Raw genomic sequence first — 26210 nt, 5'->3', positions numbered from 1 at the left:
GCAGGCATCATCGAAAGACATGACCATGAAGATCACCATCGAAACCAGTGTCCACGCACCCATCGACCGCGTATGGGCCGCCTGGAATGACCCGCGCGCCATCGAGCAGTGGAACGCCGCCTCGCCCGACTGGCACACACCGCGCGCCAGCGTCGATCTGCGCGAAGGTGGCAAGTTCTGCACGCGCATGGAGGCGCGGGACGGCAGCGTCGGTTTCGACTTCGAGGGCACGTACACCCTGGTCGCACCGCAGCGCCTGATCGAATACACCCTGGGCGACGGGCGCAAGGTGCGGGTCGAGTTCATTCCAGTGGCCAATGGCATCACGGTGCGCGAGTCCTTCGACGCCGAGGACAGCCACAGCGCCGAACAGCAGCGCCAGGGCTGGCAGGCCATCCTGGACAACTTCGCGCGGCACGTCGAGCACCGCGCCTGATTCACCCTCAGCAACGCAAGGAGCACCCCATGAAACCCAATCCCGTCGCCTGGTTCGAGATCCACGTGCAGGACATGGCCCGCGCGCGCAAGTTCTACGAAACGGTGTTCCAGTGCCCGCTGGAGACGCTGAAATCACCCGCGGGCGAAGCCAACGGCATGCAGATGCTGTCCTTCCCCGGCGACATGACCACCATGGGCGCCAGCGGCACGCTGGTCAAGATGGAAGGCGTGCCCTCCGGTGGCGGCGGCACGCTGGTCTACTTTGCCTGCGAGGATTGCGCGGTCGAACAAGGCCGGGGCAAGGAAGCCGGTGGCAAGGTGTTCAAGCCCAAATTTTCGATCGGTGAGTATGGCCACTGCGCCCTGGTGAACGATACCGAGGGCAACATGATTGGCCTGCATTCGATGCAATGACGCAGGCCGTACGAGCCTGCTAGCCGCCCCGCTGCCGCAGCGCTTCGTACAGGCACACGCCGCTGGCCACCGACACGTTGAGGCTCTCCACCGCGCCCTTCATGGGGATGCTGACCAGTTCGTCGCAGGTTTTGCGCGTGAGCTGGCGCATGCCGTCGCCCTCGGCGCCCAGCACCAGGGCCACGGGGCCTTTCAGATCGACCTGGTACACGGTCTTGGGCGCATCGTCGCTGGTGCCGATGCACCAGATGTTGCGCTCCTTGAGCTCATTGAGGGTGCGTGAGAGGTTGGTGACCATGAAGTACGGCATGGTCTCGGCCGCGCCGCTGGCCACCTTGGCCACAGTGGCATTGATGCCCACGGCGTGGTCCTTGGGGGCAATGACAGCATGCGCGCCGGCACCGTCCGCCACGCGCAGGCAGGCGCCCAGGTTGTGCGGGTCGGTCACACCGTCGAGCACCAGCAGCAGGGGCTGCTCGATGCCGGCGGCTTCAAGGTTTTCGAGCAGCTCATCGAGCGAGGTGACCTGCGCCACGGGCTCCACCCGCGCGGCCACGCCCTGGTGGCCGTGGCTGCCGGCCAGCTTGGCAATGCGCACGCTGTCGGCCTCGATCAGGCGCGCACCGGCCTCGCGAGCGCGGTCGAGAAACTGGCGCATGCGGGCGTCGCGCCGCGTGGCTTCGTAGTAAATCTCGACGATGGATTGCGGCGCGGTCTTCAGACGCACGCCCACGGCGTGAAAGCCGAAGAGAACTTTGGGGCTGGACATGGGGGGATTATCCGGGCATTGCCAGACTCACAGATTGACGCACACCCGGTAACCCGCCGAACCACGGCATCGTGCACTCCAAGGTCTTGCGCCAAGGGTTTGCCCTGATGCGCCTAAAATCGCGCCTTTCCATTGCTCTATCCGCAGGGAGACGTTGCTATTTTTGCGCCGATTCCTGTGTGCCAGTGTGGCCTTGCGGGCTGGCATCGCGCCAGCCCTTTCGGTTGGGGCCAGCAGCTGTTTTTTGCATTTGTTGCCGCATCCACTGGCCTGTTTTACCTTTTTTTTCAACACCATGATTCTTCACCCGCTTCGCTGGATGCAGCGCACGAGCCTGGTCACCCAAATTGTGATGGCCATGTTTGCCGGCATCGCGCTGGCCGTGTTCTTTCCGGCCGCCACGCCCAAGGTGGCCATTCTGGGCACGCTGTTCATTTCTGCCCTCAAGGCCGTGGCGCCCGTGCTGGTGTTCATTTTGGTGATTGCCGCCATCGGCAACCACAAGCCCGGCGAAGCCACCCACATGCGCCCGGTGCTCTTTTTGTACCTGGTGGGCACGCTGGCGGCGTCTGTCGTGGGCGTCACGGCCAGCCTGTGGTTTCCGTCCACCCTGGTGCTGCAAGCGCCTGCGGATGCGGCCAATGGCCCAACGAACATCCAGGATGTGCTGCTGACGCTGCTGATGAACGTGGTGGACAACCCCGTGCGGGCGCTGATGAATGCCAACTACATCGGCATCCTCGCCTGGGCGGTGGGCCTTGGCATGGCCATGCGCCACGCCAGCGCAGGCACGCGCGCCGTCATGCACGACTTGTCGGCCAGCATCTCCACCATCATCCAGGCCGTGATCCGCTTTGCGCCCCTGGGCATTCTGGGCCTGGTCGCCAGCACCTTCGCGGAAGCCGGCACGCAGGCGCTGTGGGGCTATGCGCACCTGCTGGGCGTGTTGCTGGGTTGCATGGTGTTTGTGGCGCTGGTGGTCAATCCGCTCATCGTCTTTCTGGCGCTGCGCGTCAATCCCTATCCGCTGGTATTCACCTGCCTGCGCGAGAGCGGCGTGACGGCGTTCTTCACGCGCAGCTCGGCGGCCAACATCCCCATCAACCTCGCGCTTGCCAAACGCCTGAACCTGAACGAAGACACCTACAGCATCGCCATTCCACTGGGCGCAACCATCAACATGGCCGGTGCGGCCATCACCATCAGCGTGCTGTCGCTGGCGGCAGCGCACACCCTGGGCATTGCGGTGGACGCGCCGACTGCCCTGCTGCTGTGCGTGGTGGCGGCCGTTTCCGCCTGTGGCGCCTCGGGCGTGGCCGGCGGCTCGCTGCTGCTGATTCCGCTGGCATGCAGCCTGTTCGGCATCAGCAACGATGTGGCCATGCAGGTCGTGGCCATCGGTTTCATCATCGGCATCCTGCAGGACTCGGCCGAGACGGCGCTCAATTCATCCACCGATGTGCTGTTCACGGCCGTGGCCTGCCGCTGGGCAGATCCAGCGCACAAACACCCGGCCCCCTGAAGCGTCGGCGGGGTCAGGGACTGACCTGGCCGGCCACGATGCTGATGAGGCGGTCGCAGCGCTGGGCAATGGCACGATCGTGCGTGACCAGCACCAGCGTGGTGCCTTGCTCGCGGTTGAGGTCAAACATCAGCTGCATGATGGTCTCGCCGGTGGCGAAATCGAGGCTTCCGGTGGGCTCGTCGGCCAGCAGCACGGCCGGCCGCATCACAAAAGCGCGCGCCAGCGCCACGCGCTGTTGCTCCCCCCCGCTGAGCACCTTGGGGTAATGCCCCAGGCGCTGGCCCAGCCCGACATGCCTGAGCATCTCGGTGGCGGCCGCGCGGGTATCGCTGCGATTGGCCAACTCCAGTGGCAGCATGACGTTTTCGAGCGCCGTGAGGTTGCCCATGAGCTGGAAGCTCTGGAAAACGAAGCCCACTTTTTGCGCGCGCAGCGCGGCGCGGCCGTCTTCGCTCAGCGCAAACAGATCCTGGCCATCGAGCCGCACAGTGCCGCGCGTGGGGGTGTCAAGGCCCGCAATGATCGACAGCAGGGTGCTTTTGCCCGAGCCTGACGCGCCGACAATCGCCACGGTTTCCCCAGGCGCCAGGCGGAAATCGATATCACGCAGAATGTCCAGCGTGCCGGTGGAGTCGGTCACCGACTTGAATACATGCTCGACCGCAATAATGGGTGTGGCTGGCGTGGGGGAGGTTTCGGACATGAAAGGTTTTTTATTGTGATTTGCGATCTGCATCGACGCCACTTTATCCTGACCGCCGCAGGCGGCGCACTGGTGGGCCTTTGCACCCCTGTGGCCATGGCACAACCGGGCAGCAAGGTACCGGCAGCCTCGGCGCGGCCCAAGGTCATCCTGGTACTCGGTGACTCGCTCAGCGCCGAGTACGGCCTGGCGCGCGGCACCGGCTGGGTGGCGTTGCTGGAAAAGCGCCTGGCGCAGGAAAAGATCGCAGCCACCGTGGTGAATGCCAGCGTGAGCGGAGAAACCACCTCCGGCGGGCGTTCGCGCCTGGCGGCATTGCTGGCACAGCACCAGCCCAGCCAGGTGGTGATTGAGCTCGGCGGCAATGACGCCCTGCGGGGCCTGCCACTGAAAAATACCGAGGAAAACCTGTCGTGGATGGTGCAGACAGCACAGAAATCGGGTGCCAAGGTACTGCTGGTGGGAATGCAGGTGCCGCCTAACTACGGTACCGACTACGCCAACCGTTTTGCGTCCACCTTTGCGGCGGTAGCCAAGACGCACAAGGCGGGTGTGGTGCCGTTTTTCCTCAAGGATGTGGCCGATGGCCCCGATCCTACCCGGCTGTTCCAGCCAGACCGCATCCACCCGCGCGCCGAGGCGCATCCACAGATGCTGGCCAACGTGTGGCCGGAACTCCAGAAGCTCTTGCGTTAAGAGCCCTGGACAAAATCAATGGCCGGCAGGCTCCGGAGGTTCGGCGGGTGCGGGAGAGGCCAACGCTGCAGGCCCGCCGACCGGCTGGTCGTATTGCGGCTCATCGGGCCTGCGCTGGGTTTTGGCTTTGAGCTTCTCTTCCTTTTTTTGTTTTTTGGCGAGCTCGCGCTGGCGCTTTTCGTATCCGTAGTTGGGTGTTGCCAAGGTATTTGCTTCCTGAAGTAGGAGTCCACTTTAACAGCTTGCCCTCAGGGTGCCCTCAACCCGCCACGCGTGGCACAGAAGACACCGCCGCGCGGTAGGCATGCCAGCTGGCATGGCCCAGCACCGGGCCAGCGAGCAGCAGGCCTGCTCCCCACCACCACAGCGACACGGCCACGATCAGCGTGATCAACAGCCCCCACAGCAGCATGACGGCGGAATTCTCCAGCACCACCCGCATGCTGGTGATGCCCGCGGTCAGCGCATCGGTGTCACGGTCCAGGATCATCGGAATGGAAACCACCGAAGTCGAAAAAACGAGCACGGCAAAGGCACCGCCCACCGCCAGATAGACACCGACAAAGCCCCAGTTCTGGGGGTTGAAAATGGCCGCCATCACCCCGGTGGTGGACGGCATGCCGGTGTTGAAGAACACGGCAAACACCACCAGCGACGCCCTGCCCCACAGCAACTCCAGCATCACCAGCACCAGCACCAGCATGCCCATGCTGCCCATGTGACTGTCCCAGCAGGTGATGGATTGCCCCAGATCGGGCGATTGGCCGGCCTCGCGGCGCCGGCTGGTGTCATACAGGCCCATCGCCAGAAACGGTCCCAGCAGCAGGCACCCGCTGGCCAGCGACATGGTGTATTCGGGCCGCGTGCGAAACACCCAGCCCAGCACCAGCGCCATGCCCCAGAAAAATGCGCCATAAAAAAGGGCAATGCCCGGGGCGGCGGCGGCGTCCTGCATGCCCTTGCGCAACCAGCGAAAAGGATCGGTCAGGTGCAGGGGATTGAGCGTGATCGCCACGGCTGTGGCAGGCGAAACCTGGACGGAGGGATGTGCGGACATGGCGGTAATGGCAACAAGTTGCGAGGGCGGACTGGGTCGACGGGCGCAACGCCCGTTGACATAGGTCAATACCCTAATCCACCTGCCCGCCATGCGCCACTGAGGAAACTACCACCCCAGCGCCCCCGTGCCATCAGGCCATCAGACCGCGCCGAAAGCCCGGGCCATGGCCTGCTGCACATCCTGGCGAAGGTCATCAACATCCTCCAGCCCCACGGAAAAGCGCACCAGCGTGCCAGGCTGCAGGTGCGGCACAGGGCGGCTGCGCATGGACGCCAGCTGGTAGGGCACCACCAGGCTCATGGGGCCGCCCCAGCTGTAACCCAGCTTGAACAGGTGCAGGCCATCGCAGAACGCATCGACCTGGGCCTGGCTGTAACGCGCATCGATCACCACGCTGAACAAGCCAGCCGCCGCGCCGTCGCCATGGTTGGCAGCACCGCACAGGGCCCGCCAGTGGGCGTGGCCCGGGGCGCCGGGCAGTGCCGGGTGCAGCACCTGGGCCACGGCGCTCTGCTGCTGCATCCACAGCGCCAGCTGGCGTGCCGCCGCATCGTGCGCACGGTAGCGCAAGCCCATGCTGGGCAGGGCACGCAGCACGGCTTCGGCGTCGTTGGCGGCAATGCCCAGGCCCAGTCGCATGTGCGTGAGCTTGATTTTCATGTGCAGGGCCAGGTCGCGCGTGATGACACTGCCCATCAGCACATCGCCACCGCCGCTGGGATATTTGGTGAGCGCGTGGACCGATACATCGACCGCCAGGCTGCCGCTGCCATCCCCGTCCAGATCAAAGGGCGCAAATGCCAGGCCGGCACCCCAGGTATTGTCCAGTGCCGACGTCACACCCCGGGCACGGCAGATACGCACCTGTTCGCAAAGATCGGGAAACTCCATGGTCACCGACCCGGGTGCTTCCAGCCACACCAGCCGGGTTGCGGAAGTGATGCGCGCAGCCAGATCCGCGGGATCAAGGGGGTCATACAGTACGTGGCGAATGCCGAAACGGACCAGCTCCCCGTTGGCCAGGTCCTTGCTGGGGCCGTAGGCATTGTCTGGAATCAAGACTTCATCCCCGGGCTGGAGCAAGGCCAGCGCCACGTTGGCAATCGCCGCCAGGCCGCTGGGAACCAGCACGCACTGCCGCCCGCCCTCCAGCGCGCACAGGCGCTCTTCCAGGATGAAGGTGGTGGGCGTGCCGTGCAGGCCATAGGTGTAGCCGCTCTTGTCTTTCCATTCGCGCGACCGCATCGCCGCCACGTTGGGAAAAATGACGGTGGAGGCCTTGAAAACGCCAGGCTGGGGTGCGACAAACCCGGCGGGAGGTGTGTAGGCGTGGTGGACGATGCGGGTGGCGGGGCCGAAAGCGGTGTCTTCATTCATGCCTGGCATGGTAGCGCGCGACAGCACCATCCGACTGCCACACGTCTGCGCCAAAGCGCATCCCCAGCGGCACCCCCAGGATGCCGGGTATCAGCTGGCGACCTTGAGGTTGTTGGTCACCGACATCACACCCTTGACGCCTTTGGCGATGGTTTCAGCACGCTCGCGGGCGCTTGCATTGGGTGCGGAGCCGGTAAGCGTGACGGCACCGGCACGGGTGTCCACATCGATCTTGAACGCGCTCAGGTCCGGGTCCTTGGCCAGGCCGGCGGACACTTGCACCGTGATGGTGGCGTCATCCACGGCGCCCATGGCGGCACTGCCCATTTCCTGGGCGTCCGACTGCACCTTGGCGGCGCCTTCCTCCACCTTGGTTTCCGCGTTCTTGAGCGCGCTTTCTGCCTTGATCTGCGCCTCTGCGGCGGCCTGTTCGGTTTTTTGCACTGCGGAATCGAGCTTTTGCCCCACGGTGGATTCCTCCTGCTTGCTGCAGGCAGCCAGCCCAAACGCCAGGGCACTGACGCCGAGAATGGTCCAGATGCGTTGCGAGCTGCTGTGCGGGAAATGGCGAATATTCATGTGCGACTCCTTCCAGGTAAAGATGGTGTGAATGTAGGCAAGCCACACACCCGCCAGGGTCGGAAAGCGCCGAATGGGCTGTAGGACAACACCGCCAGCCACCTTCCTCCCGCAGCGCGGCAGGCAAGGCGCCGAGCCCGCGCAACGGCGACAATAGTGGGGATGTCGCTTCACCCCTTGTCCCGCTGGCTACCTTTTCTGGCCTGGCCGCGCCCTGACCGCGCCTTCCTCCGGGGGGAGTTCTGGGCCGGCATGACCGTGGGCCTGATGCTGGTGCCGCAGGGCGTTGCCTACGCCGCCCTGGCGGGCATGCCGCTGGTGACAGGCATCTATGCATCCCTCGTGCCGGCGCTGGTGGCCGTGCTGTTCAGTGCCTCCACGCGCCTGGGCGTGGGGCCCACGGCCCTCACCAGCCTGTTGATCGGTGCATCGCTCTCGGGTCTGGCCGAGCCCGGCAGCGCGCAGTGGGTGGCCATGGCCGCCTGGATGGCGATCCTGTCGGGCCTGCTGCAGCTGGTCATGGGACTGGCGCGCTTTGGCTGGCTGCTCAACCTCGTGACCTCGCCGGTGCTCAGCGGCTTCACCCAGGCGGCGGCGCTGCTGATTCTGTCGTCCCAGCTCGGCGCGCTGACAGGTCTGCGCTCCGATCTGGGGGCCTTGTGGACGACACCCTCGCTGGGCCACTTCGACCTGATCGCAGCAGCCTTCGGGCTAGGCAGCCTGGTGTTACTGATGCTGGCGCGCAGGCTGCGTCCGGGCTTTCCGGCCGCGATCGTGGTGCTGGGGGCTGCCGGGGCCATCAGCTGGGCCCTGGGCTACGCCGAGGCCGACGGCGCGGTAGTCGGCGCCTTGCCTGCCGGTCTGCCCAGCCTTTACTGGCCGGGCACCCTGCCCTGGTCCAGCTTTGCGGCCCTGGTGATGCCGGTGCTGGTGGTCACGCTGGTGAGCTTTCTGGAGACGGCGTCCAGTGCCAAGGTGGACAGCCAGCGCTCGGGCGAGCGCTGGAACGAGAACCAGGACCTTATCGGCCAAGGCCTGGCCAAGATCAGCAGCGGGCTGTGCGGCAGTTTCGCCACCAGCGCCTCGTTCTCGCGCTCAGCCATCAACCTGTATGCCGGGGCCCGCAGCGGCTGGGCCACCGTGTTTGCCATCGCGCTGGTGCTGGTGGTGCTGCTGTGGCTGACCCCGGCGCTCTACCATGTGCCGCAATCGGTGCTGGCAGCCGTGGTGGTGACCGCCGTCACCAGCCTGATCAAACCCGCCAGCTTCCTGCGGTTGTGGCGCATTTCCCGCGTCGAGGCGGTCATCTCCGGCATCACCTTTGGCCTGACGCTGGCCACGGCCCCCCGCATGTACGGGGGTGTGCTGGTGGGCCTGCTGATGAACCTGAGCCATTTCCTCTACCAGCGCCTGCACCCGCGCATCATCGAAGTGGGGCTGCACCCCGACGGCAGCCTGCGCGACCGGCACCTGTGGCAGCTGCCGGCACTGGCGCCGCACCTGCTGGCCCTGCGCATGGATGCCGAACTCGACTTTGCCTCCGCCAGCGCACTCGAACGCCGGGTGATGGACCACCTGGCCGCGCACCCCGATGTGGTGCATGTCTGCCTGCTGGCCCAGCCCATCAACCGCATCGACGTGACCGGTGTGGAAACCTTCGCCAACCTGCTGGCCACCTTGCACACCCGAACAGGCACGCTGCACCTGAGCGGCCTCAAGCTTCCGGTGGAGCAGGTGCTGCGCCGCGCAGGGGTGCTGGCACCCGGCGCGGGGCTGGCCATGTACCGCACCGACGCCGAGGCCCTGCATGCGCTGCGGCAACTGCCAGGTGCGCTGCAAAACACCCATGGCGCGGCCTCTGACGGCCCAATGGCGCGGTCCGGCTGATACACTCGGCCACTCTTCCTGGTTCTCAAAATTGGTGTCTGATCCGGCTTCCCACATCGTAGACCTGCGCGACCTGCGCCTGGACACTGCGCACGCTCTGGTAGCCCGGGCCACCGGGAACGAGGTCGCCCTGCGAAGCGACCAGTCCTCGCGCTACCTGCAAGGCCTGATCGATGGACTGTGCGAGCTCTCCTTGAAAGACTCCCTCACCGGACTGGCGAATCGTCGCCAGTTCCGTGCGGTGCTGGAACGCGAGATCGACCGCGTGACGCGCTCGGGCGAGACCGCGTTGCTGCTGATGCTGGACATCGACCATTTCAAACAGATCAACGACATCCACGGTCATCTGGCCGGAGACGTGGTGCTGCAATCGGTGGCGCGCACGCTGAGCACCTGCGTGCGCCCCATGGACACACTGGCCCGCTATGGGGGCGAAGAATTTGTCGTGGTGCTGCCGGCCTGCCAGGCCGGCTTTGGCAAGGTGGTGGCCGAGCGCATTCGCCGTGCGGTGGCCAACATGCCCGTGCGCATTTCACCCTCGGTGGAAGTGAACGTCACGCTCAGCATTGGCGGAGCCTTCGCCATGCAGTGGATCCGCTCCACCACCCTGCTCTGGACCGACCGCGCAGACCAGCAGCTGTACAAAGCAAAATCGATGGGTCGCAACTGCGTGAGCATCGAGGAGCAACCTGACAGCACGGTCAGTGCCGAAGAAAAGAGCCTGTTGTTCGGCCCCCTCTACACGCCGTCAGGCTGGGGCGATCTGCCCCCGCTGGACCCCACCGGCAGCGTCAACTGAAATTTATGCGATGAGCGACGCGCTGCCCACCCTCTCCAACAACCCGACCGCCTCCGGGGCGCCCACTGCACCCGTTTCTGCGGCAGGCAGCGGTGCGCGCATCATTGCCGTCACCAGCGGCAAGGGCGGCGTGGGCAAGACCTTTGTCTCTGCCAATCTGGCCGCAGCCCTGACCCGACGCGGCCAGCGTGTGCTGGTGCTTGATGCCGACCTGGGTCTGGCCAACCTGGATGTGGTGCTCAACCTGCACCCCAAGATCACGCTGCACGATGTGTTCACGGGCGAGGCATCCCTGCAGGACGCCATCATCCAGGCACCGGGCGGCTTCTCGGTGCTGCTGGCGGGCTTGGGCATGGTCGAGCATTCGTGCCTGGCCTCCGAGGTGCGCAACCAATTCCTCCACGTGATCCAGGCGATCACACCCAATTACGACGTGGTGCTGCTGGACACCGGTGCCGGCATCTCCGATGTGGTACTTTTTTCGGTGTCGCTGGCCTCCGAGGTGCTGATCGTGGCCACCCCCGAGCCCACCTCGCTCACCGACGCCTATGCCGCCATCAAGGCGCTGGCCATGCAGCAAAAGCGCCAGCATGTTGGCATGGTCATCAACCAGGCTGCCCGGCCCGGCGATGGCCGCGCCATCACCAGCCAGCTGCAGCAGGTGCTGGACCGCTTTGTCAGCACCGATTCGGGGCGCGCCATGCGTTTGATGCACATGGGCGACATACCGGCCGACCCCGCAGTGCGCGATGCCGTCATGCGCCGCCAGCTGCTGCTGCTGCAAACGCCGGGCTGTGCCGCGTCACTGGCCATTGCCCAGCTGGCCAACAAGATCGAATCCACGCTGCTGCTACCCAACGCCTGAGAGTGGCCCCGGCGCAGCGCCCGGCTGCGGGCCTGGTGCCATCCCGAAATTTCTGCCGTGAATACTGTCCTGAACATCTCCTGCTACAAGTTCGTGCCCCTGCCTGATGCGGCGGCATTGCGCGACCTGCTGCACGAGCGCGCCCTGGCCGCTGCGCTCAAGGGCACCATCTTGCTGGCCCACGAAGGCATCAACATGTTTCTGGCGGGCCCGGCAGCGGCGGTGCACGGCTTTGTCGATGCTCTGCGCACCGACCCGCGCTTTGCCGACCTCGTCCCCAAGGAGAGCTGGTCGGACACCGTGCCGTTTCGCAAGATGCTCGTCAAGGTCAAGCGCGAGATCATCCGCATGGACCACCCCGCGATCCAGCCGTCCGAGGGCCGGGCGCCTGCCGTCACGCCGGCCACCCTGCGCCGCTGGCTGGAGCAGGGCCATGATGACGCAGGCCGCCCCGTGGTGACGCTGGACACGCGCAATGCCTTCGAGGTGGATGAAGGCACATTCGACAACGCCATCGACTGGCGCATCGACAAATTCACCGAGTTCCCCCCGGCCCTGCGGGCCCGCAAGAGTGATCTGGCGGACAAGACGGTGGTGAGCTTTTGCACGGGCGGCATCCGCTGCGAAAAGGCCGCCATCCTGATGCGCGAAGAGGGCCTCACCCACGTGTACCAGCTCGAAGGCGGCATCCTGAAATATTTCGAGGAAACGGATGGCGCGCATTACCACGGCGGCTGTTTCGTGTTCGACGAGCGCCGCACGCTGGCCGCCGACCTGTCCACAGGCACCCTGCGCGCCGGGCCTGAAAACGCTATCGATAAATGAGCTACCAGCGTTTACTGCATAAGCGCTAAAGCCTTATTCCATCAAAATTCGCTCGCGCATGGCCAGGCCACCGCATCACGGTTTGAAACGGCGCTCGGGCAACGGAATCCATTCCACCTCGCCCGGCACCTTGCCCATGGACTGGTCTTCCCAGTCCTGCGCCGCCTGCACGATGCGCTCCTTGCGGCTGGAGACAAAATTCCACCACATGTGGCGTGGCCCATCCAGCGGTGCACCACCGATCACCACGATGCGCGCACCAGCACCTGCGTGGTTGGGCGGGCTGGTCACGGTGTCTGCCGGGCAGCGCACCGTGGTGCCCTGCCCCTGGGGCAGCACGCCCAGGGTGAGCGCCGGCAGGGGTGCGGCCTCGCCGTCGAGCAACAGGTCGGCGTTCACGCAGTAGATCGCCATTTCGGGGGCCAGCGCGGGCAGATCCAGAGCGGCGCCGGCGGGCAATTGCACGTCCAGGTACAGCGTGGGGGCGAAGGTGGCCACGGGGGAGGTCTGCCCAAAAGCAGTGCCAATGAGCACACGCACCACGGCATCGCCCACGCGCACCTCGGGGATGGCCTCGGCGGGCGTGTGCACAAAGGCGGGCGCCGCCTCCTCGTGCTCACGCGGCAGCGCGGCCCACAGCTGCACGCCATGGTTCACGTAGTCGCGACCGGCCAGGGTTTCGGGGCGGCGCTCGGAATGCACGATGCCACGCCCCGAGGTCATCCAGTTGATGGCGCCGGGCTCGATCTGCTGCAGGGAACCCAGGCTGTCGCGGTGCACCATCGCGCCCTCGAACAGATACGTCACCGTGGCCAGGCCGATGTGCGGATGCGGGCGCACGTCGTACTCGTCCCGCGGGTGTACCGTAACGGGACCAAAGTGGTCAAAGAACAGAAAAGGCCCTACGGCCCTGCGCTGCAGCGAAGGCAGCAGGCGGCGCACGGTGAAGCCGCCGCCCAGATCCTTGTCGTGCCCCTTCAGGCGCAAGAAGGGCTCGCCGCTCATTCCAAGCGCTCCACGGTGGTGGTGATTTCGGTGGTGACGGCCGTCATGAGCTTGTGCACCGGGCATTTGTGCGCCACGGCCTGCAACTCCTGCAACTGGGCGTCGCTGAGATCCCCGCTGATCTGCAGGCGGGCGGCAAGGCGGTAGGTGCCCGCGCGTTCGGCCGACGCGTCGCGCTCGATCACCGTGCGCACGTCGGTCACTGGGATGCCCTTGCGGCGCGCATACCAGAGCACGGTAAGGGCCTTGCACGAACCCAGCGCCGCGTCATACAGGTCGTGCGGATTGGGGCCGGTGTCGTTTCCGCCCTCTTCGGCAGTGCCATCGACCACCAGCGCGTGGCTGCGGATGGTGAGTGTCTGCGCCATGGGCGTGGATGTGATGCGATTGAGCTCAATAGCCATTTCGGACTCCAAAGGGGTTCAGTGAATCAGGAACCAAGCTGCGCCGCAACCGCTGCCACGCGCTGGCCCAGCAGCCGGCCGGTTTCCAGGTCGCCGGCAAACATCTCGGCCGCAGAGGCATCGGAGGGCGACTGCGCCATGGCTCCGCTGAACGCACCCAGCCAGTTCACGTTGCTGCGCGTGGCCGCTTTCGCGTTGGCGGGCAGGGTCCCCGCGCCCACCCACAGGCCACCGTGCTGCATGGCCAGATGGAACAGATAGTCCAGCGTGATCTGCTTGTCGCCACTGGGGCTGGCGCTGTTGGTGAAGCCCGCAAACAGCTTGTCTTTCCATGCCTGGTTGTACCAGGGCCTGGACGAGGCATCCGCAAACTTCTTGAACTGCCAGCTGGGGCCCGCCATGTAGGTCGGCGAACCCAGGATGATGGCCTGGGCGGCCAGCAGGGTGTCCCAGCCGCCCTCGGGCAGGTTGCCGTCGGCATCAATCGCGATGAGCTGGGCATCGGCGCCGTCGGCCACGGCCTGCGCCAGGCGCTGGGTGTGGCCATAGCCCGAGTGATAAACCACTGCAATCAGGGACATGGAGGGTGGCACTTTCTGCATGGAAACAAGAACGCTGGCCCCCGCCCGCCCAACGGGACGGGAGCCAGCTCATCCAGGTTCAGCGGGCTTCGCGCTGGCCGTCAACACTCCAGGCGCCAGCCCCAAAGGCCGTCAGCGCCAGCAAACCACCCACCACGGCGATGTTCTTGAAGAACAGCAATTGCGTGATCATCAGCTGATCGGCCGGCACCGACCAGTAGGGGTGAAAGAAGAAGCTGGCCACCAGCGTGAAGAAGGCCAGCACCAGCGCGGCAAAGCGTGTGCCAAAGCCCACAATCAGCGCCAGGCTGCCCACCACCTCGACCGCAGCAGCAACAGCCGCCGCCACGGTGGGCATGGGCAGCCCCACCGAAGAGATATAGCCCACCGTGCCGGCAAAACCGGTGAGCTTGCCAATGCCTGCGGGAAGAAACAGCACGGCGAACAGCAGGCGAGACACAAGGGCCAGGGGATTTTGCAGAGAAGAAAGCATGGTGGACTCCTGAAAAAATGAAAGAAAAAAGACCCAAAAAACTCAAGCGACCAGATCAAATACCAACACCTCGGCGCCGTGGCCATCGGTCAACGCCAAGGAGGACTCGTTTTCAAGCAGCGCGGCATCGCCGCCGGCCAATGGCTGGCCATTGACACGCAGCGCACCGCGCACCAGGTGCACATAGGTCTTGCGCGCCGGGTTCAGGGGCTGGGTGACGGCCTCCGTGCCATCCAGCAGTCCGGCATACAGCGCGGCATCCGCATGCACCACGACCGAATCCTGCGCACCATCGGGAGATGCCACCAGCCGCAGCACACCCCGCTTTTCAGTTTCGGCAAAAGTCTTTTGCTCGTAGCTGGGTGCAATGCCCCGCACGTTGGGCAGGATCCAGATCTGCAGGAAATGCGTGGTCTGGCCGGCAGCATGGTTGAACTCGCTGTGCGTCACGCCGGTGCCGGCGCTCATGCGTTGGACATCGCCCGGGGGGATACCCTTCACGTTGCCCATGCTGTCCTTGTGGGCCAGTTCGCCCGACAGCACATAGCTGATGATTTCCATGTCACGGTGGCTGTGGGTACCAAAGCCGGTGCCGGGCGCAATGCGGTCTTCATTGATGACGCGCAGATTGCCAAAGCCCATGTGGCGGGGATCGTGGTAACCCGCAAACGAGAAACTGTGGAAGGAATGGAGCCAGCCATGGTCGGCGTGGCCCCGGTCTTGCGATTTACGAACAGTCAGCATGGTGATTGCTCCTTTCAAGACTCCACTGTATTGGGCGGGCCGCCATCGCAGGGCCTGCAGGATTGTCGGAATCATTCAAAATATCTGAACTAACATTTCCACACCATGCCCCACCCCTACGATGTTCTCACGCCGGACAGCCTCGCGATGCTACAGGTGATTTCGGAAACCGGCAGCTTTGCTGCAGCGGCCCGGCACCTGGGCCTGGTCCCCAGCGCGCTGACCTACCGGGTGCGCCAGATCGAGGACGCCCTGGATGTACTGCTCTTTGACCGGACGGCCCGCCAGGCGCGGCCCACCGAGGCCGGCGCCGAACTGCTGCGCGAGGGCGCACGGCTGCTGCGCGAGATCGATGCCGTGGCCAACCGCGTGCGCCGCGTGGCCACGGGCTGGGAACCCCAGTTCACGATTGCCGTGGACGGCGTGGTCTCGCCCCACACCCTGCTGGAGCTCGTGGATGCGTTCTACGCCATGGCCCCGCCCACGCACCTGAAGCTGCGCGACGGCATCATGACCGGCACCCTGGAAGCACTGACATCGGGCCATGCCGACCTGGCCATCGGCGTCTCGGTTGAGGGCTCCAACGTGGCCGGCCTGCAGCAGGGGCTGCTGGGCGAGCTTTTGTTCATTTACGTGGTGGCGCCCCACCACCCGCTGGCCTCGGTGCCCGAACCCATCACCGACGCCACCTTGCTGCAGCACCGTGCCGTGGCCGTGGCTGACTCTGCGCGGCGCGGTGGTGCCACCATGGGCCTGCTGGGCGGGCAGGACGTGCTCACGGTGGACACCATGCAGGCCAAGGTGCAGGCGCAGTTGCGCGGCCTGGGCGGCGGTTTTTTGCCCGAACCCATGGTGCGCCCCTACCTGGAAGCCGGCCACCTGGTGGTGCGCCGCGTGGCCCGCCCGGAGCGCAACATGCGCATCCACTATGCATGGGGTGGGCCTGGCTTCACGGCGCCCGGGCGGGCACTGCAGTGGTGGCTGAACCAGCTGCAAAGCCCGGCCACGCGCAGGGCCCTGCTGGAAAACCACCACCATTTCTGATGCCCGACCCCGCGCCGGGCGTGTAGAGTGGCCCTTGTCATATTTCTGTAGCCGACCGTCTTCGAAAGGCCTTCCATGACTTCACCCGTTTCCCGCCCCGCCAAACGGCCCCGACGCCCCGGCACCCTGGCATCAGCACCCGCACAACGCCCATCCGGCAAGGCCGTGAAGGCGGCAAAGGCGCCGCGCCATTTCGCCATCATTGGCGCCGGCATGGCGGGCGTGGCCTGCGCGCGCACGCTGGTGCAAGCGGGCCACCAGGTCACCATTTTCGAAAAATCGCCCCGGGCCGGCGGGCGCACCACCACCATCGATTCACCGTTCGGCAGCTTCGATGCGGGCGCGCAATATTTCACCGTGCGGGACCCGCGCTTCGCCCAGGCGATCGACACCGTGCCCGGCCTGTGCCGCCCCTGGAGCGCCAACGCCGTGCGCGTGCTCGACGCGGCAGGCCGCGTGGCAGCTGCGGGCCTGCCCACCCGCGAACCGCACTGGGTGGCCAGCCCGGGCATGAACGCCCTCGTCACCACCTGGGCTGCCCCGCTAGTGCAGGCCGGCCAGCTCGTCACCGACACCCGCGTGAGCAGCATCGAACGCGACCCCCTCAACAACGCCCACTGGCAGCTGCGCACCGAAGGATCCGGCGGCGCACAGCATGTCTACGCCGGCTTCGATGCGGTGCTGCTGGCCCAGCCCGCCACGCCCGCCCAGGCGCTGCTGGCGGCTTCAGCTCTGGACACCCCTCTGACGGCCGCCCTTTCCAGCGTGCACACCGCCCCCTGCTGGACATTGATGCTCGCCTACCCACAGGCCGTGCGCCCGGGCCTGACCACCCTGGGCCCGCAGTGGAACGCCGCGCGCAGCACCCACCACCGCATTTCTTGGCTGGCACGCGAGTCGTCCAAACCCGGCCGCACCACCGTCGAGCGCTGGACGGTGCAAGCCAGTCCGGCCTGGTCGGCAGAACACCTTGAAGACGATGCGGAGCGCGTGCAATCGAAGCTGCTCAAGGCGTTTGCCGAGGTGACCGGCATCCGTGCACAACCCACCCATGCCGACACGCGCCGCTGGCGCTATGCGCAAACCACCCAGCCCCTGGGCCAGAGCCACCTGTGGGATACCCGCCTGGCCCTGGGTGCCTGCGGCGACTGGTGCCTGGGCCACCGCCTGGAAGATGCCTTTGTGTCCGGTCTGGAGCTGGCACTCGCCGTGGCATGACGCACGGCGAAGGGGCCCAGCGGCAGACCAGCACCTACCAGGGCCGCTTTGCCCCCTCGCCCACCGGCCCGCTGCATGCGGGCTCCTTGGTGGCTGCGCTGGCCAGCTGGCTGGATGCGCGCGCCTGGAATGGCGGCAAAGGCGGGCGCTGGCTGGTGCGCATCGAGGACGTGGACGCACCGCGCTGCATTCCTGGCGCCGCAGAGCTCATTCTGCAGCAGCTGGCCACCTGCGGGCTGATCCCCGATGAACCGCCGGTGTGGCAATCGGCCCGCAGCGCGCTGTACCAGCAGGCGCTGGACCAGCTCATCGTGCAAGGCCATGCCTACCCCTGCGCCTGCTCGCGCAAGGACATCGAAGACGCCCACGCGGCGCAAGGCCATGGCCGCGCGCGCCATGCCGCCTTGCCCTACCCCGGCACCTGCCGCCATGGCCTGCGCGGGCGGCCCGCGCGATCCTGGCGTTTCAACGCCACGGATTTCCTGAAAAATCAGCCGCTCGAACCCGTAGATAAAGCACACACAGCTCTATTTTCAATAGCAAATGACACGGTGCATTGGACGGACCGCCGCCTCGGCCCGCAGTCACAACAGGTGGCCAGGGCGGTCGGCGACTTGGTGCTGCGCCGCGCCGACGGTCTGTGGGCCTACCAGCTGGCCGTGGTGGTGGACGATGCGGCCCAGCACATCACCCATGTGGTGCGCGGTGAAGACCTGGCCGACAACACGCCGCGCCAGATCCTGCTGCAGCAGGCGCTGGGTGTTGCCACGCCGCGCTACCTGCACACCCCGCTGGTCTGCGGCGCCAACGGAGAAAAGCTTTCCAAGCAAAACGGCGCTGCAGCGCTCGATCTTCGCGACCCCTTGCAGGCCCTGGGCGAAGCCGCCGAGGTGCTGGGTCTGCCGGCGCTGTCGCAGCAAAAATCACTGCCGCAGGCCCTGGAGATGTGGGTCAACGCCTGGGCGCGAAACTACAATCGACCACCGTGACCGATCCCACCCTTGCCCCAGCCCCCGCGCACCCTGCAGCCACTGCAGCCGATGCGACCGTCGGCACACCGCCTGCCGGCGTGGCCTACCCCAAAACCATCAAGAGCTTTGTACGCCGTGCGGGCCGCACCACCACGGGCCAGGCCAAGGCCTTTGAAGACCTGGGGCCGCGCTTTGTACTGCCCTACACCGCGGCGCCGCTCGACGCCGATGCCGCTTTTGGCCGCAGCGCCCCGCTGGTGCTCGAAATCGGCTTTGGCATGGGCGAGGCCACGGCCCATATCGCCCGCGTGCGCCCGAACGACAATTTCCTGTGCTGCGAAGTGCACGAGCCCGGTGTTGGCGCCCTGCTCAAGCGCATCGGCGAACAGGGCCTGACCAACATCCGCATCCTGCAGCATGACGCCGTCGAGGTGATCGACCACATGCTCGCGCCCGCGTGCCTGGACGGCATCCATATCTTCTTTCCCGATCCCTGGCACAAGAAAAAGCACAACAAGCGCCGCCTGATCCAGGCACCGCTGGTTGCCAAGCTGGCCGCGCGCCTCAAGCCCGGCGGCTACCTGCACTGCGCCACCGACTGGCAACCCTATGCCGAGCAGATGCTGCAGGTCCTGGGCGCAGAGCCGCTGCTCGCCAACACCGCCCAGGGCTTCGCACCGCAACCCGAATACCGCCCCCTGACCAAGTTCGAAAACCGTGGCCTGCGGCTGGGGCACGGCGTCTGGGACGTGGTCTTCGTGCGACGCCACTGAGTGCCTGCCCCCACCCGCACCACGAGCCCCTGCAACACTCCCGGGCCCGGTTCCAGTGGGTCAAAAAACACCAGATCCGCCGGGCCACGGCCAGCTTGCAAAAAGGACACTACACGCTGTTGTGTATGCACGACAAGGCCAGCACCTGCCTGGAGATCACCCGGTCGCGGCCTTTTTCTGCGCACAAGCGGGGTGTGATCCAGAGCATCTTTCATGCCTGCCAGAACGACCAGAGCCTGCTGGACTACAGAGGGCGCGATGCGCTCACGGGGCTGCTCAACCGCAAGACCGTTGACGAGCAGTTCTCCCGCAACCCTGGCACCTGCATGCCCCGCCGCGTGTGACTGGACGCAACCAGATCTGCTTTCATGACGACCTCGTGGCCAGTGGCCCGCTGACGCCCAAGGTGGCCAACGACGACGTCGAGCAGTTCTGATCAGCGGCAGCTCAGCTATCCGTCGGACGGCTCCACCGTCAAAAGGCGCTCGATGGCATCCAGGTCCACCGCATCGCGCTGGGCCACCGGCAAGAATCGCTCGGCATAGTCCCGCCACACGCCGCCGCGCAGAAAAATGCTGAACACCTGCGCGTCGATATGCTGGTTGCGCACCATGCCGGCCATGATGGCCAAAGACTCAGAAAGCGTCTTGGGTGGCTTGTAAGGCCGGTCGGAAGCAGTCAGGGCCTCAAAGATATCGGCCAGGGTCATGACCCGGTCGGCCAGCGTGAGCTCATCGCCTTTGAGGCGACGCGGATAGCCCGTGCCATCGAGCTTTTCGTGGTGAGAACCCGCAATGGCCGGCACGCGCGCCAGGTGCGGCGGAAACGGCAGGCCGCGGAGCATGATGATGGTCTGCACAATGTGGTCGTTGATCTTGAAGCGGTCTTCGGCCGTGAGCGTGCCGCGCCGAATTGCAAGATTGTGCAGCTCTCCCAGGTGCACTTCCTGGGGTGGCAGCACCATGTCAAAGCCCCATTGGTTGGCCGGATTGCCGGCTTCCACCGGTGGGCGGCGCGCGCCCCAGGGCACGATGTGTTCGGGCCGGTCGGCCAGCAGAAATTCGGTGGCGGGCAGGGTGCGCTGTGGCACATGGGAGAGCCGGGCGGCTTCTGCCTGAGACAACCCTGTGCGGTCATCAAAATGCCTTTGCCACATTTGGCTGCCTATGGCTTGCAGGCGCTGCACATCGGCATCGGCCATAAACTCGCCACCGACATTGCTGCGCGCCACAAAGGCAAAATCCTCCTGCAACTGCGCGTGCTTGCGCAGCAGTTCGGCCTGCAGCTGCACCGTGTCCGCACCAGCCGCACACTGCTGCCAATAGTCCAGCTCGGCATCCCTCCACAACACCTCGAAGCGCATGCGCACTTCGTGGATGCGGTTGTAGATCGTCTCCAGCTTGGTGGCCTTGTCGATGATGTGCTCTGGGCTGGTGACCTTGCCAACATCGTGCAACCATGCCCCCAGGCGGAACTCGTACAACTCGGCCTCGGTCATCGAGAATTCTGCAAAAGGCCCTTCCTGGGCATCGCAAATGCGCTGCATCAAGGCCTCGGCCAACTGGGGCACCCGCTCACAGTGGCCACCGGTGTAGTGACTCTTGGTGTCGATCGTATGGGCCAGCACCAGGATGATGGCATCAAACAGCTCACGCTGGCCCTCGATGAGGTGGCGCGTTTCAATGGCCACCGACAAGGTGCCCGAGAGTTTTTCCACAAACGCACGAAAGTTGCCACCATCCCTGCGCTGGTCCTGCGCATGGCGCAGCACCAGCAGTCCCAGGGGTTTGCGGTCCCGCGTGTGCAGTTGCACGCGCAGCACCTGCTGCGCCGGCACATCAGGTTCGTCCGGCGCCGCATCATCATCTTCCGCCTGCCGGTCCGCGTAATGGATGAAATGAACCATGCCAAGCTCGTGCGGATAGCGCGCCTGGTCCTGCGGGTCTTCGCAATAGCGCGCTGTGCGCACCAGGCGGTTGCGCTCGGTGTCCACCATGTACACCGCCCCGCCGCTGCAACCGGTCGCCTGCACCAGCTTATACAGCACGCTCGACAGCATCACGTCCAGGCGCGACTCGGCACTGATGTGGTGGGTGATGTGCAAAAAATCCTGGATGGTGTCGGACATGCGGTCCATGACCAACCCGAGATCGCGCACCTCGCGCACCGGGGAAGCCGGGCGCTGCGGTCGCTGGAAATCAAACCGGGCCAGCGAATGCGCCTGGGCCGTCAGGCCGCTGATGTAGCGCCCCACGCGCCGCCCCGCCATCCATCCCAGGGGAAGCAGCAGTGCCAACAGCCCAAGTGACCACAGCACCTGGTGGCGCAAATCCCGGTTCAGGTCTGAGTGCAACTCCGCGGTGGGGATGCTCATCAGCAGCTGCAAGTCGTTCCAGCGCGTGGATTGCAGCGGCTGTACCTGGCCTAGCCATTCTTCGCCCTGCGCCACAAAGCGGCGAGACTCGCCGTGTCGCACATCCAGCTCTTGCAAGGCCATCAGGCTGGGCACGCCCAGTTCGTTCAGGGGGCGCAAGCGGGTCTTGTCGCCATCGCGCTGCAATACGCGGGACATGTCGGGATAGGCCAGCACGCGATGGTCTTTGTTGACCACCGCAATTTCGGTGCGTGGCATGGGCCGCAATCCACCGATCTCCCGGCCCAGATCGGTCAGCGCCACATCCAGCCCCAGCACAGCACGGCCTTCTTCGCTGGGCTGGCTCAGGGTCACGCCGACTTCCTGCGTCGTGAAAAAGATATAGGGAGCGGTGAGGATCTGGGTTTTCGTCTGCACCGCCTCGGTATACCAAGGGCGCGTGCGCGGGTCGTAGTGATACTCCGGGCGGATGGACGTAGCCAGCAGCTTCAGCTCGGTGTCATAAAAGCTCCAGCGGCCCACCAGGGGCTCGCCGCCCTGCTCTTTCGCCATCGACTGCAATAGAAACGCGGCATGGTGTGGCGCGCCCAGCTTCTCGCGCAGGCCCGCATCGCGCAGCGGCCGCACCAGCAGAAACTGCCCATCGGAATAGCCCACGTATACCGCCGATAACAGCGGATTCTGCTCCAGCAAACGCACCAGCACGGGCAGGCGGTGCACGCGTGCAGCAAGCCTGGGTGCCGTGGTGACAGGGTCAAACGCCAGCAGCCGCAAGGTGGCATCGGCAGGGCCCACGATGCGGTGCACCCGCTCACCGATGAGCTGACTGATGCGCTGTGCGCTTTCCACCGAGGCAGCCATGATGACATGGCTGGCAGTGGTGCTGAGCTGGTAGGCCATCAGCGCCGTCAGCAGCAGCATGGCCAGCACCACCACCGAGGCAATCAGCACCTCAAACCGCACCGTGATGCGTCTCCACCAGGGTAGCGACGCCTTCATCCCATCAGAGGCAGGCGGTTGGTGGCGTAAATCGTGCCTGGACGTGCTTTCACGATAAAAGTCCATGCACCTGATATTACGCGCAAATAGTTACACATTCTCCCCTGCGGCGTGGGTCAGCGGGCGCCGCCGCTGGCCATCACACCTGTTGCACCACCCAGCCCGTCACCGAGGCCAGCGCTGCTGGCAGCTTCGACGCATCGGTGCCACCGGCCATGGCCATGTCGGGCTTGCCGCCGCCCTTGCCGCCCACCTGCTGGGCCACAAAGTTCACCAGCTCGCCCGCCTTGACCTTGCCCACGCTGTCGGCCGTCACGCCCGCGGCGATCTGCACCTTGTCGCCGTCGACGGCCGCCAGCACGATGGCGGCGGTCTTGAGCTTGTCCTTGAGCTTGTCCATGGTGTCGCGCAAGGTCTTGGCGTCGGCACCCGGCAATACGGCGGCCAGCACCTTGAGGCCCTTGACATCGACAGCCTGCGTCACCAGCTCGTCGCCCTGGCTGGAAGCGAGCTTGCCCTTCAGTGCCGCCACTTCTTTTTCGAGCGCACGCGCATGGTCGAGCGCCTGGCCGATGCGGCCATTGAGCTCGGCCACGGGAGCCTTCAGGGTGCTGGCGGCCTGGTTCACCGTGTCTTCCAGGTTCTGCAGGTAAGCCAGCGCATTCGCGCCCGTCACGGCCTCGATGCGGCGCACGCCTGCGGCCACGCCGCCCTCGCCCACCACCTTGAACAGGCCGATGTCGCCCGTGCGCTGCACATGGGTGCCGCCGCACAGTTCGCGGCTGGTGCCGATGTCGAGCACGCGCACGGTCTCGCCGTACTTCTCGCCAAACAGCATCATGGCGCCGGTCTTCTGGGCGGACTCGATGTCCATCACGCGGGCCTGCGTGGGCTGGTTGGCCAGGATTTCCTCGTTCACGCGGCGCTCGATCTCGCGGATCTCGGCATCGGTCACGGCGGCGTTGTGGGCAAAGTCGAAACGGGTGCGGTCGGCATTGACCAGGCTGCCCTTTTGCTGCACATGGCTGCCCAGCACTTCGCGCAGGGCCTTGTGCATGAGGTGCGTGACCGAGTGGTTGCGCATGGTGGCGGCGCGCACGGCGGTGTTGACCTGCGCCTGCACCGTGTCGCCCACGTTCAGCGTGCCCTCTTCGAGCATGCCGTGGTGGCCAAACACGTCGGCCTTGATCTTGAGGGTGTCGCCCACGGCAAAGCGGGCCGAGCCGCTGGTGATGACGCCTTCGTCGCCCACCTGGCCGCCGCTTTCGGCGTAGAACGGGGTGGTGTCGAGCACCACCACACCGTTTTGACCGGCTTTCAGGGCTGCAGCGCTGGTGCCATCGACGTAGATAGCTACGATTTTCGCAGTCTCCGCCAGGTGCTCGTAGCCGGTGAACTGGTTGGCGGCACCCGCGTATTCCAGCGCCTTGTCCATCTTGAACTTGCCGGCGGCGCGGGCCTGGGCCTTCTGCTTTTCCATGGCGCTCTTGAAGCCAGCCTCGTCCACTTCCACATCGCGCTCGCGGCACACGTCGTTGGTCAGGTCGAGCGGGAAACCATAGGTGTCGTGCAGCTTGAAGGCCACGTCGCCGGGCAGCACCTTGGCGCCGCCGTCCAGCGCTGCATCGAGGATTTCCATGCCATTGGCCAGCGTTTCAAAGAAGCGCTCTTCCTCGGCCTTGAGCACGTCGGTGATGCGCTGCTCCTGCGCACGCAGCGTGGGGTAGGCATCGCCCATCACGCGCACCAGGTCGGCCACCAGCTTGTGGAAGAACGGCGTCTTCTGGCCCAGCTTGTAGCCGTGGCGGATGGCGCGGCGCACGATGCGGCGCTGCACGTAGCCACGGCCTTCGTTGCTGGGGATCACGCCGTCGCTCACCAGGAACGCGGTGGCGCGGATGTGGTCGGCGATCACGCGCAGGCTCTTGTGGTTCAGGTCGGCCACGCCGGTTTCGCGGCCGGCGGCCTTGATCAGCGCGTCGAACAGGTCGATCTCGTAGTTGCTGTGCACATGCTGCAGGATGGCGGCCAGGCGCTCCAGGCCCATGCCAGTGTCCACGCAGGGGGCGGGCAGCGGGGTGACGGCGCCGGTCTCGTCCATGTTGAACTGCATGAACACGTTGTTCCAGATTTCGATGAAACGGTCGCCATCTTCATCGGGGCTGCCCGGAGGGCCGCCGGGGATGTGGTCACCATGGTCGTAGAAGATTTCGCTGCACGGGCCGCAGGGGCCGGTGTCGGCCATCATCCAGAAGTTGTCGCTCTTGTAGCGGCCGCCCTTGTTGTCGCCGATGCGGATCACGCGCTCGGGTGGCAGGCCAATTTCCTTGGTCCAGATGTCGTAGGCCTCGTCGTCCTCCTGGTACACCGTGGCCAGCAGGCGGTCGGCGGGCAGCTTGTAGACCTCGGTCAGCAGTTCCCAGGCCCACTTGAGCGACTCGCGCTTGAAGTAGTCGCCAAACGACCAGTTGCCCAGCATCTCGAAAAACGTGTGGTGGCGCGCGGTGTAGCCCACGTTTTCCAGGTCGTTGTGCTTGCCGCCCGCACGCAGACAGGCCTGCACGGACACCGCCCGGTTGTAGGGCCGCTTGTCGGTGCCCAGAAACACGTCCTTGAACTGCACCATGCCCGAGTTGGTGAACATCAGCGTGGGGTCGTTGCCGGGCACCAGCGGGCTCGATGCCACGACGGTGTGGCCCTTGGAGGCAAAAAAGTCCAAAAAGGTCTTGCGGATGTCGGCAACGGTGAAAGTGGGGGTCATGGGCTTTTTCTTCACGAACAGAGATGCTGCGGCAGGCCTGCGCTGCCAGGGATGGCCTGCATAACTCCCTGAGGTCTGTGATAGCGCGGTCTCGGGCGGTCCACTGCGTTGCTTTTCTTCCCAATAGCTGAGCTATTGGCAAGAAAAGACGCCTTGTGGCCCATCCCGATCCGCACTACCACCGACTCGCGAGGGTTATGCAGGCCATCCCTAGCGGCAGGCGAACAGGGGATTTTAGGGGGTTTCACGCACGCCCATCCCCACCCCTTCTGCCCAACCCCCACCCCGAAACACGGCGTCAACCCTGCCGGGAGGTCATTTCGAGTTTCACGATGCGGCCGTCCACGGGATGGTGGACGATCTCGACGCGGTTGCCGTCCTTGTCCCAGCCGTGCATCTTGTAGCAGTTGGCTTTGGTGGTGGCGAAACGCTCGATCGAGTAGCCGGCATCCACCAGCTTTTGCAGCATTTGCGCCTGCGTCAGCCGGGTGTCTTTCTGGGTCACGGTGCACGATGGCGAATCGGCAAAGGCCGATGTGCCAAGCAGCAGTGCAGCGGCTGCGGCGCAAAGGGTACGGGTCTTCATGATGATCTCCTGTTGGCATGCCGGATTGGCATGGAGGCCATTGTGAAAACGCCCCCTGAAGATCGCCTGAACACACCACGCCCTGACCCTGCGCTGCGCCCGCTGTTGCCGGGTGCTACGCTCTGTCCTTTACCCACCCACACGAGACAACCATGGACACCAAAGCCTCTCCCCTTGCCCAGCTCAACGACCCCAGCCTGCTCAAGACCGACGCACTGATCGATGGCCAGTGGGTGGCGGGCGCCAGCCGCTTTGCCGTGCACGACCCGGCCACGGGCGCCAAGCTCGCCGACGTGGCCAACCTGGGCCCGCAGGATGCC

Annotated in this window: 28 protein-coding genes and 1 pseudogene; 14 read left to right on the top strand and 15 right to left on the bottom strand. The window is 65.4% G+C overall.

From position 1 onward, the window contains the following. The first annotated feature begins 19 nt into the window (after window positions 1-19). Both AC1Q5S_RS14675 and AC1Q5S_RS14670 read left to right on the top strand, forming a co-directional pair. Window positions 20-436 carry an SRPBCC family protein gene (locus AC1Q5S_RS14675; protein ID WP_369693242.1) on the top strand — a complete coding sequence of 139 codons (417 nt, stop codon included), beginning with the start codon at window positions 20-22 and terminating at the stop codon, window positions 434-436. Window positions 437-465: 29 nt separating this feature from the next. Then, on the top strand, window positions 466-852 hold the full coding sequence (locus AC1Q5S_RS14670; protein ID WP_492239032.1) for a VOC family protein: 387 nt from the start codon (window positions 466-468) through the stop codon (window positions 850-852). Window positions 853-871: 19 nt separating this feature from the next. Here AC1Q5S_RS14670 and rlmB read toward each other — a convergent pair whose 3' ends face one another. After that, on the bottom strand, window positions 872-1621 hold the full coding sequence (gene rlmB / locus AC1Q5S_RS14665; protein WP_303833438.1) for a 23S rRNA (guanosine(2251)-2'-O)-methyltransferase RlmB: 750 nt from the start codon (window positions 1619-1621) through the stop codon (window positions 872-874). 27 nt (window positions 1622-1648) lie between these two features. Continuing rightward, window positions 1649-1918, bottom strand: a complete 270-nt coding sequence (locus AC1Q5S_RS14660; protein ID WP_303833437.1) for a hypothetical protein — start codon at window positions 1916-1918, stop codon at window positions 1649-1651. Here AC1Q5S_RS14660 and sstT point away from each other — a divergent pair. Continuing rightward, window positions 1917-3143: a serine/threonine transporter SstT gene (gene sstT / locus AC1Q5S_RS14655; RefSeq protein ID WP_492239031.1), complete on the top strand. Its 1227-nt coding sequence runs from the start codon at window positions 1917-1919 to the stop codon at window positions 3141-3143. The genes AC1Q5S_RS14660 and sstT overlap by 2 nt on opposite strands. Window positions 3144-3156: 13 nt before the next feature. Here the strand turns inward: sstT and AC1Q5S_RS14650 are convergent, their stop codons facing one another. After that, window positions 3157-3849 carry an ABC transporter ATP-binding protein gene (locus tag AC1Q5S_RS14650; protein ID WP_492239030.1) on the bottom strand — a complete coding sequence of 231 codons (693 nt, stop codon included), beginning with the start codon at window positions 3847-3849 and terminating at the stop codon, window positions 3157-3159. A gap of 15 nt (window positions 3850-3864) precedes the next feature. Here AC1Q5S_RS14650 and AC1Q5S_RS14645 point away from each other — a divergent pair, with 15 nt between their 5' ends. Next, entirely contained in the window at window positions 3865-4545 is a 681-nt protein-coding gene (locus AC1Q5S_RS14645; RefSeq protein ID WP_422205002.1) for an arylesterase, read from the top strand. A 15-nt stretch (window positions 4546-4560) separates the two neighbouring features. On the opposite strand, the gene AC1Q5S_RS14640 is transcribed toward AC1Q5S_RS14645, so the two are convergent. The 4 genes from AC1Q5S_RS14640 to AC1Q5S_RS14625 form a co-directional block, all read right to left on the bottom strand. Continuing rightward, window positions 4561-4749, bottom strand: a complete 189-nt coding sequence (locus AC1Q5S_RS14640; protein WP_492239029.1) for a hypothetical protein — start codon at window positions 4747-4749, stop codon at window positions 4561-4563. 55 nt (window positions 4750-4804) lie between these two features. Next, window positions 4805-5602: a DUF2189 domain-containing protein gene (locus AC1Q5S_RS14635; RefSeq protein ID WP_492239028.1), complete on the bottom strand. Its 798-nt coding sequence runs from the start codon at window positions 5600-5602 to the stop codon at window positions 4805-4807. A gap of 141 nt (window positions 5603-5743) precedes the next feature. After that, on the bottom strand, window positions 5744-6991 hold the full coding sequence (locus AC1Q5S_RS14630; RefSeq protein ID WP_492239027.1) for a PLP-dependent transferase: 1248 nt from the start codon (window positions 6989-6991) through the stop codon (window positions 5744-5746). Window positions 6992-7072: 81 nt separating this feature from the next. Next, window positions 7073-7561, bottom strand: coding sequence for a BON domain-containing protein (locus AC1Q5S_RS14625; protein ID WP_492239026.1), 489 nt, complete (start codon window positions 7559-7561; stop codon window positions 7073-7075). A 162-nt stretch (window positions 7562-7723) separates the two neighbouring features. On the opposite strand from AC1Q5S_RS14625, the gene AC1Q5S_RS14620 reads away from it, so the two are divergent. Genes AC1Q5S_RS14620 through AC1Q5S_RS14605 form a run of 4 tightly spaced genes read left to right on the top strand, consistent with a single transcriptional unit; the run spans window position 7724 to window position 11937 of the window. Next, window positions 7724-9448, top strand: coding sequence for a SulP family inorganic anion transporter (locus AC1Q5S_RS14620; RefSeq protein WP_492239025.1), 1725 nt, complete (start codon window positions 7724-7726; stop codon window positions 9446-9448). 34 nt (window positions 9449-9482) lie between these two features. Then, on the top strand, window positions 9483-10247 hold the full coding sequence (locus tag AC1Q5S_RS14615) for a GGDEF domain-containing protein (protein WP_492239024.1): 765 nt from the start codon (window positions 9483-9485) through the stop codon (window positions 10245-10247). 10 nt (window positions 10248-10257) lie between these two features. Then, window positions 10258-11112, top strand: a complete 855-nt coding sequence (locus tag AC1Q5S_RS14610; RefSeq protein WP_492239023.1) for a MinD/ParA family protein — start codon at window positions 10258-10260, stop codon at window positions 11110-11112. Window positions 11113-11169: 57 nt separating this feature from the next. Beyond that, window positions 11170-11937 (top strand): sulfurtransferase, encoded by a 768-nt coding sequence (locus tag AC1Q5S_RS14605; RefSeq protein ID WP_303836994.1) that lies wholly within the window; start codon window positions 11170-11172, stop codon window positions 11935-11937. Between the two features lie 75 nt (window positions 11938-12012). Here the strand turns inward: AC1Q5S_RS14605 and AC1Q5S_RS14600 are convergent, their stop codons facing one another. The 5 genes from AC1Q5S_RS14600 to AC1Q5S_RS14580 all read right to left on the bottom strand — a co-directional run bounded on the left by AC1Q5S_RS14600 (window position 12013) and on the right by AC1Q5S_RS14580 (window position 15164). Further along, window positions 12013-12942: a pirin family protein gene (locus AC1Q5S_RS14600; RefSeq protein WP_492239022.1), complete on the bottom strand. Its 930-nt coding sequence runs from the start codon at window positions 12940-12942 to the stop codon at window positions 12013-12015. Beyond that, complete coding sequence (locus tag AC1Q5S_RS14595) at window positions 12939-13346, bottom strand: OsmC family protein (RefSeq protein WP_303836990.1); 408 nt, start codon at window positions 13344-13346, stop codon at window positions 12939-12941. The genes AC1Q5S_RS14600 and AC1Q5S_RS14595 overlap by 4 nt, the downstream gene beginning before the upstream one ends. A gap of 26 nt (window positions 13347-13372) precedes the next feature. Then, entirely contained in the window at window positions 13373-13927 is a 555-nt protein-coding gene (locus AC1Q5S_RS14590; RefSeq protein ID WP_492239021.1) for a flavodoxin family protein, read from the bottom strand. Window positions 13928-14006: 79 nt separating this feature from the next. Beyond that, window positions 14007-14420 (bottom strand): DoxX family protein, encoded by a 414-nt coding sequence (locus AC1Q5S_RS14585; RefSeq protein WP_303836986.1) that lies wholly within the window; start codon window positions 14418-14420, stop codon window positions 14007-14009. Between the two features lie 42 nt (window positions 14421-14462). After that, a complete protein-coding gene (locus AC1Q5S_RS14580; RefSeq protein ID WP_303836985.1) occupies window positions 14463-15164 on the bottom strand; it encodes a pirin family protein in 702 nt (233 codons plus the stop codon). Window positions 15165-15269: 105 nt separating this feature from the next. On the opposite strand from AC1Q5S_RS14580, the gene AC1Q5S_RS14575 reads away from it, so the two are divergent. From AC1Q5S_RS14575 to AC1Q5S_RS14555, 5 genes are all read left to right on the top strand, one after another. Beyond that, window positions 15270-16208, top strand: coding sequence for a LysR family transcriptional regulator (locus AC1Q5S_RS14575; protein WP_303836984.1), 939 nt, complete (start codon window positions 15270-15272; stop codon window positions 16206-16208). A gap of 75 nt (window positions 16209-16283) precedes the next feature. Continuing rightward, window positions 16284-17426: an NAD(P)/FAD-dependent oxidoreductase gene (locus tag AC1Q5S_RS14570; protein WP_303836982.1), complete on the top strand. Its 1143-nt coding sequence runs from the start codon at window positions 16284-16286 to the stop codon at window positions 17424-17426. Further along, window positions 17423-18415 carry a tRNA glutamyl-Q(34) synthetase GluQRS gene (gene gluQRS / locus AC1Q5S_RS14565; protein WP_303836980.1) on the top strand — a complete coding sequence of 331 codons (993 nt, stop codon included), beginning with the start codon at window positions 17423-17425 and terminating at the stop codon, window positions 18413-18415. The genes AC1Q5S_RS14570 and gluQRS overlap by 4 nt, the downstream gene beginning before the upstream one ends. After that, window positions 18412-19170 carry a tRNA (guanosine(46)-N7)-methyltransferase TrmB gene (trmB, locus tag AC1Q5S_RS14560; protein WP_303836978.1) on the top strand — a complete coding sequence of 253 codons (759 nt, stop codon included), beginning with the start codon at window positions 18412-18414 and terminating at the stop codon, window positions 19168-19170. The genes gluQRS and trmB overlap by 4 nt, the downstream gene beginning before the upstream one ends. Window positions 19171-19295: 125 nt before the next feature. After that, window positions 19296-19514: a hypothetical protein gene (locus tag AC1Q5S_RS14555; RefSeq protein ID WP_422204984.1), complete on the top strand. Its 219-nt coding sequence runs from the start codon at window positions 19296-19298 to the stop codon at window positions 19512-19514. Between the two features lie 107 nt (window positions 19515-19621). On the opposite strand, the gene AC1Q5S_RS14550 is transcribed toward AC1Q5S_RS14555, so the two are convergent. The 3 genes from AC1Q5S_RS14550 to AC1Q5S_RS14540 form a co-directional block, all read right to left on the bottom strand. Beyond that, window positions 19622-22543, bottom strand: coding sequence for an HD domain-containing phosphohydrolase (locus AC1Q5S_RS14550; protein ID WP_492239020.1), 2922 nt, complete (start codon window positions 22541-22543; stop codon window positions 19622-19624). Between the two features lie 139 nt (window positions 22544-22682). After that, window positions 22683-25304, bottom strand: coding sequence for an alanine--tRNA ligase (alaS, locus tag AC1Q5S_RS14545; protein WP_492239019.1), 2622 nt, complete (start codon window positions 25302-25304; stop codon window positions 22683-22685). A 298-nt stretch (window positions 25305-25602) separates the two neighbouring features. Further along, a complete protein-coding gene (locus tag AC1Q5S_RS14540) occupies window positions 25603-25890 on the bottom strand; it encodes a PepSY domain-containing protein (protein ID WP_492239018.1) in 288 nt (95 codons plus the stop codon). 152 nt (window positions 25891-26042) lie between these two features. Between AC1Q5S_RS14540 and AC1Q5S_RS14535 the strand changes: the two are divergent. After that, window positions 26043-26210, top strand: a pseudogene (locus tag AC1Q5S_RS14535) (succinate-semialdehyde dehydrogenase (NADP(+))); the annotation flags it as partial.

Source organism: Acidovorax sp. GW835-FHT14B10 (assembly GCF_058793725.1).
Note: the sequence above shows the minus strand (reverse complement) of the source record. Positions and strands in the feature narration are given on the sequence as shown.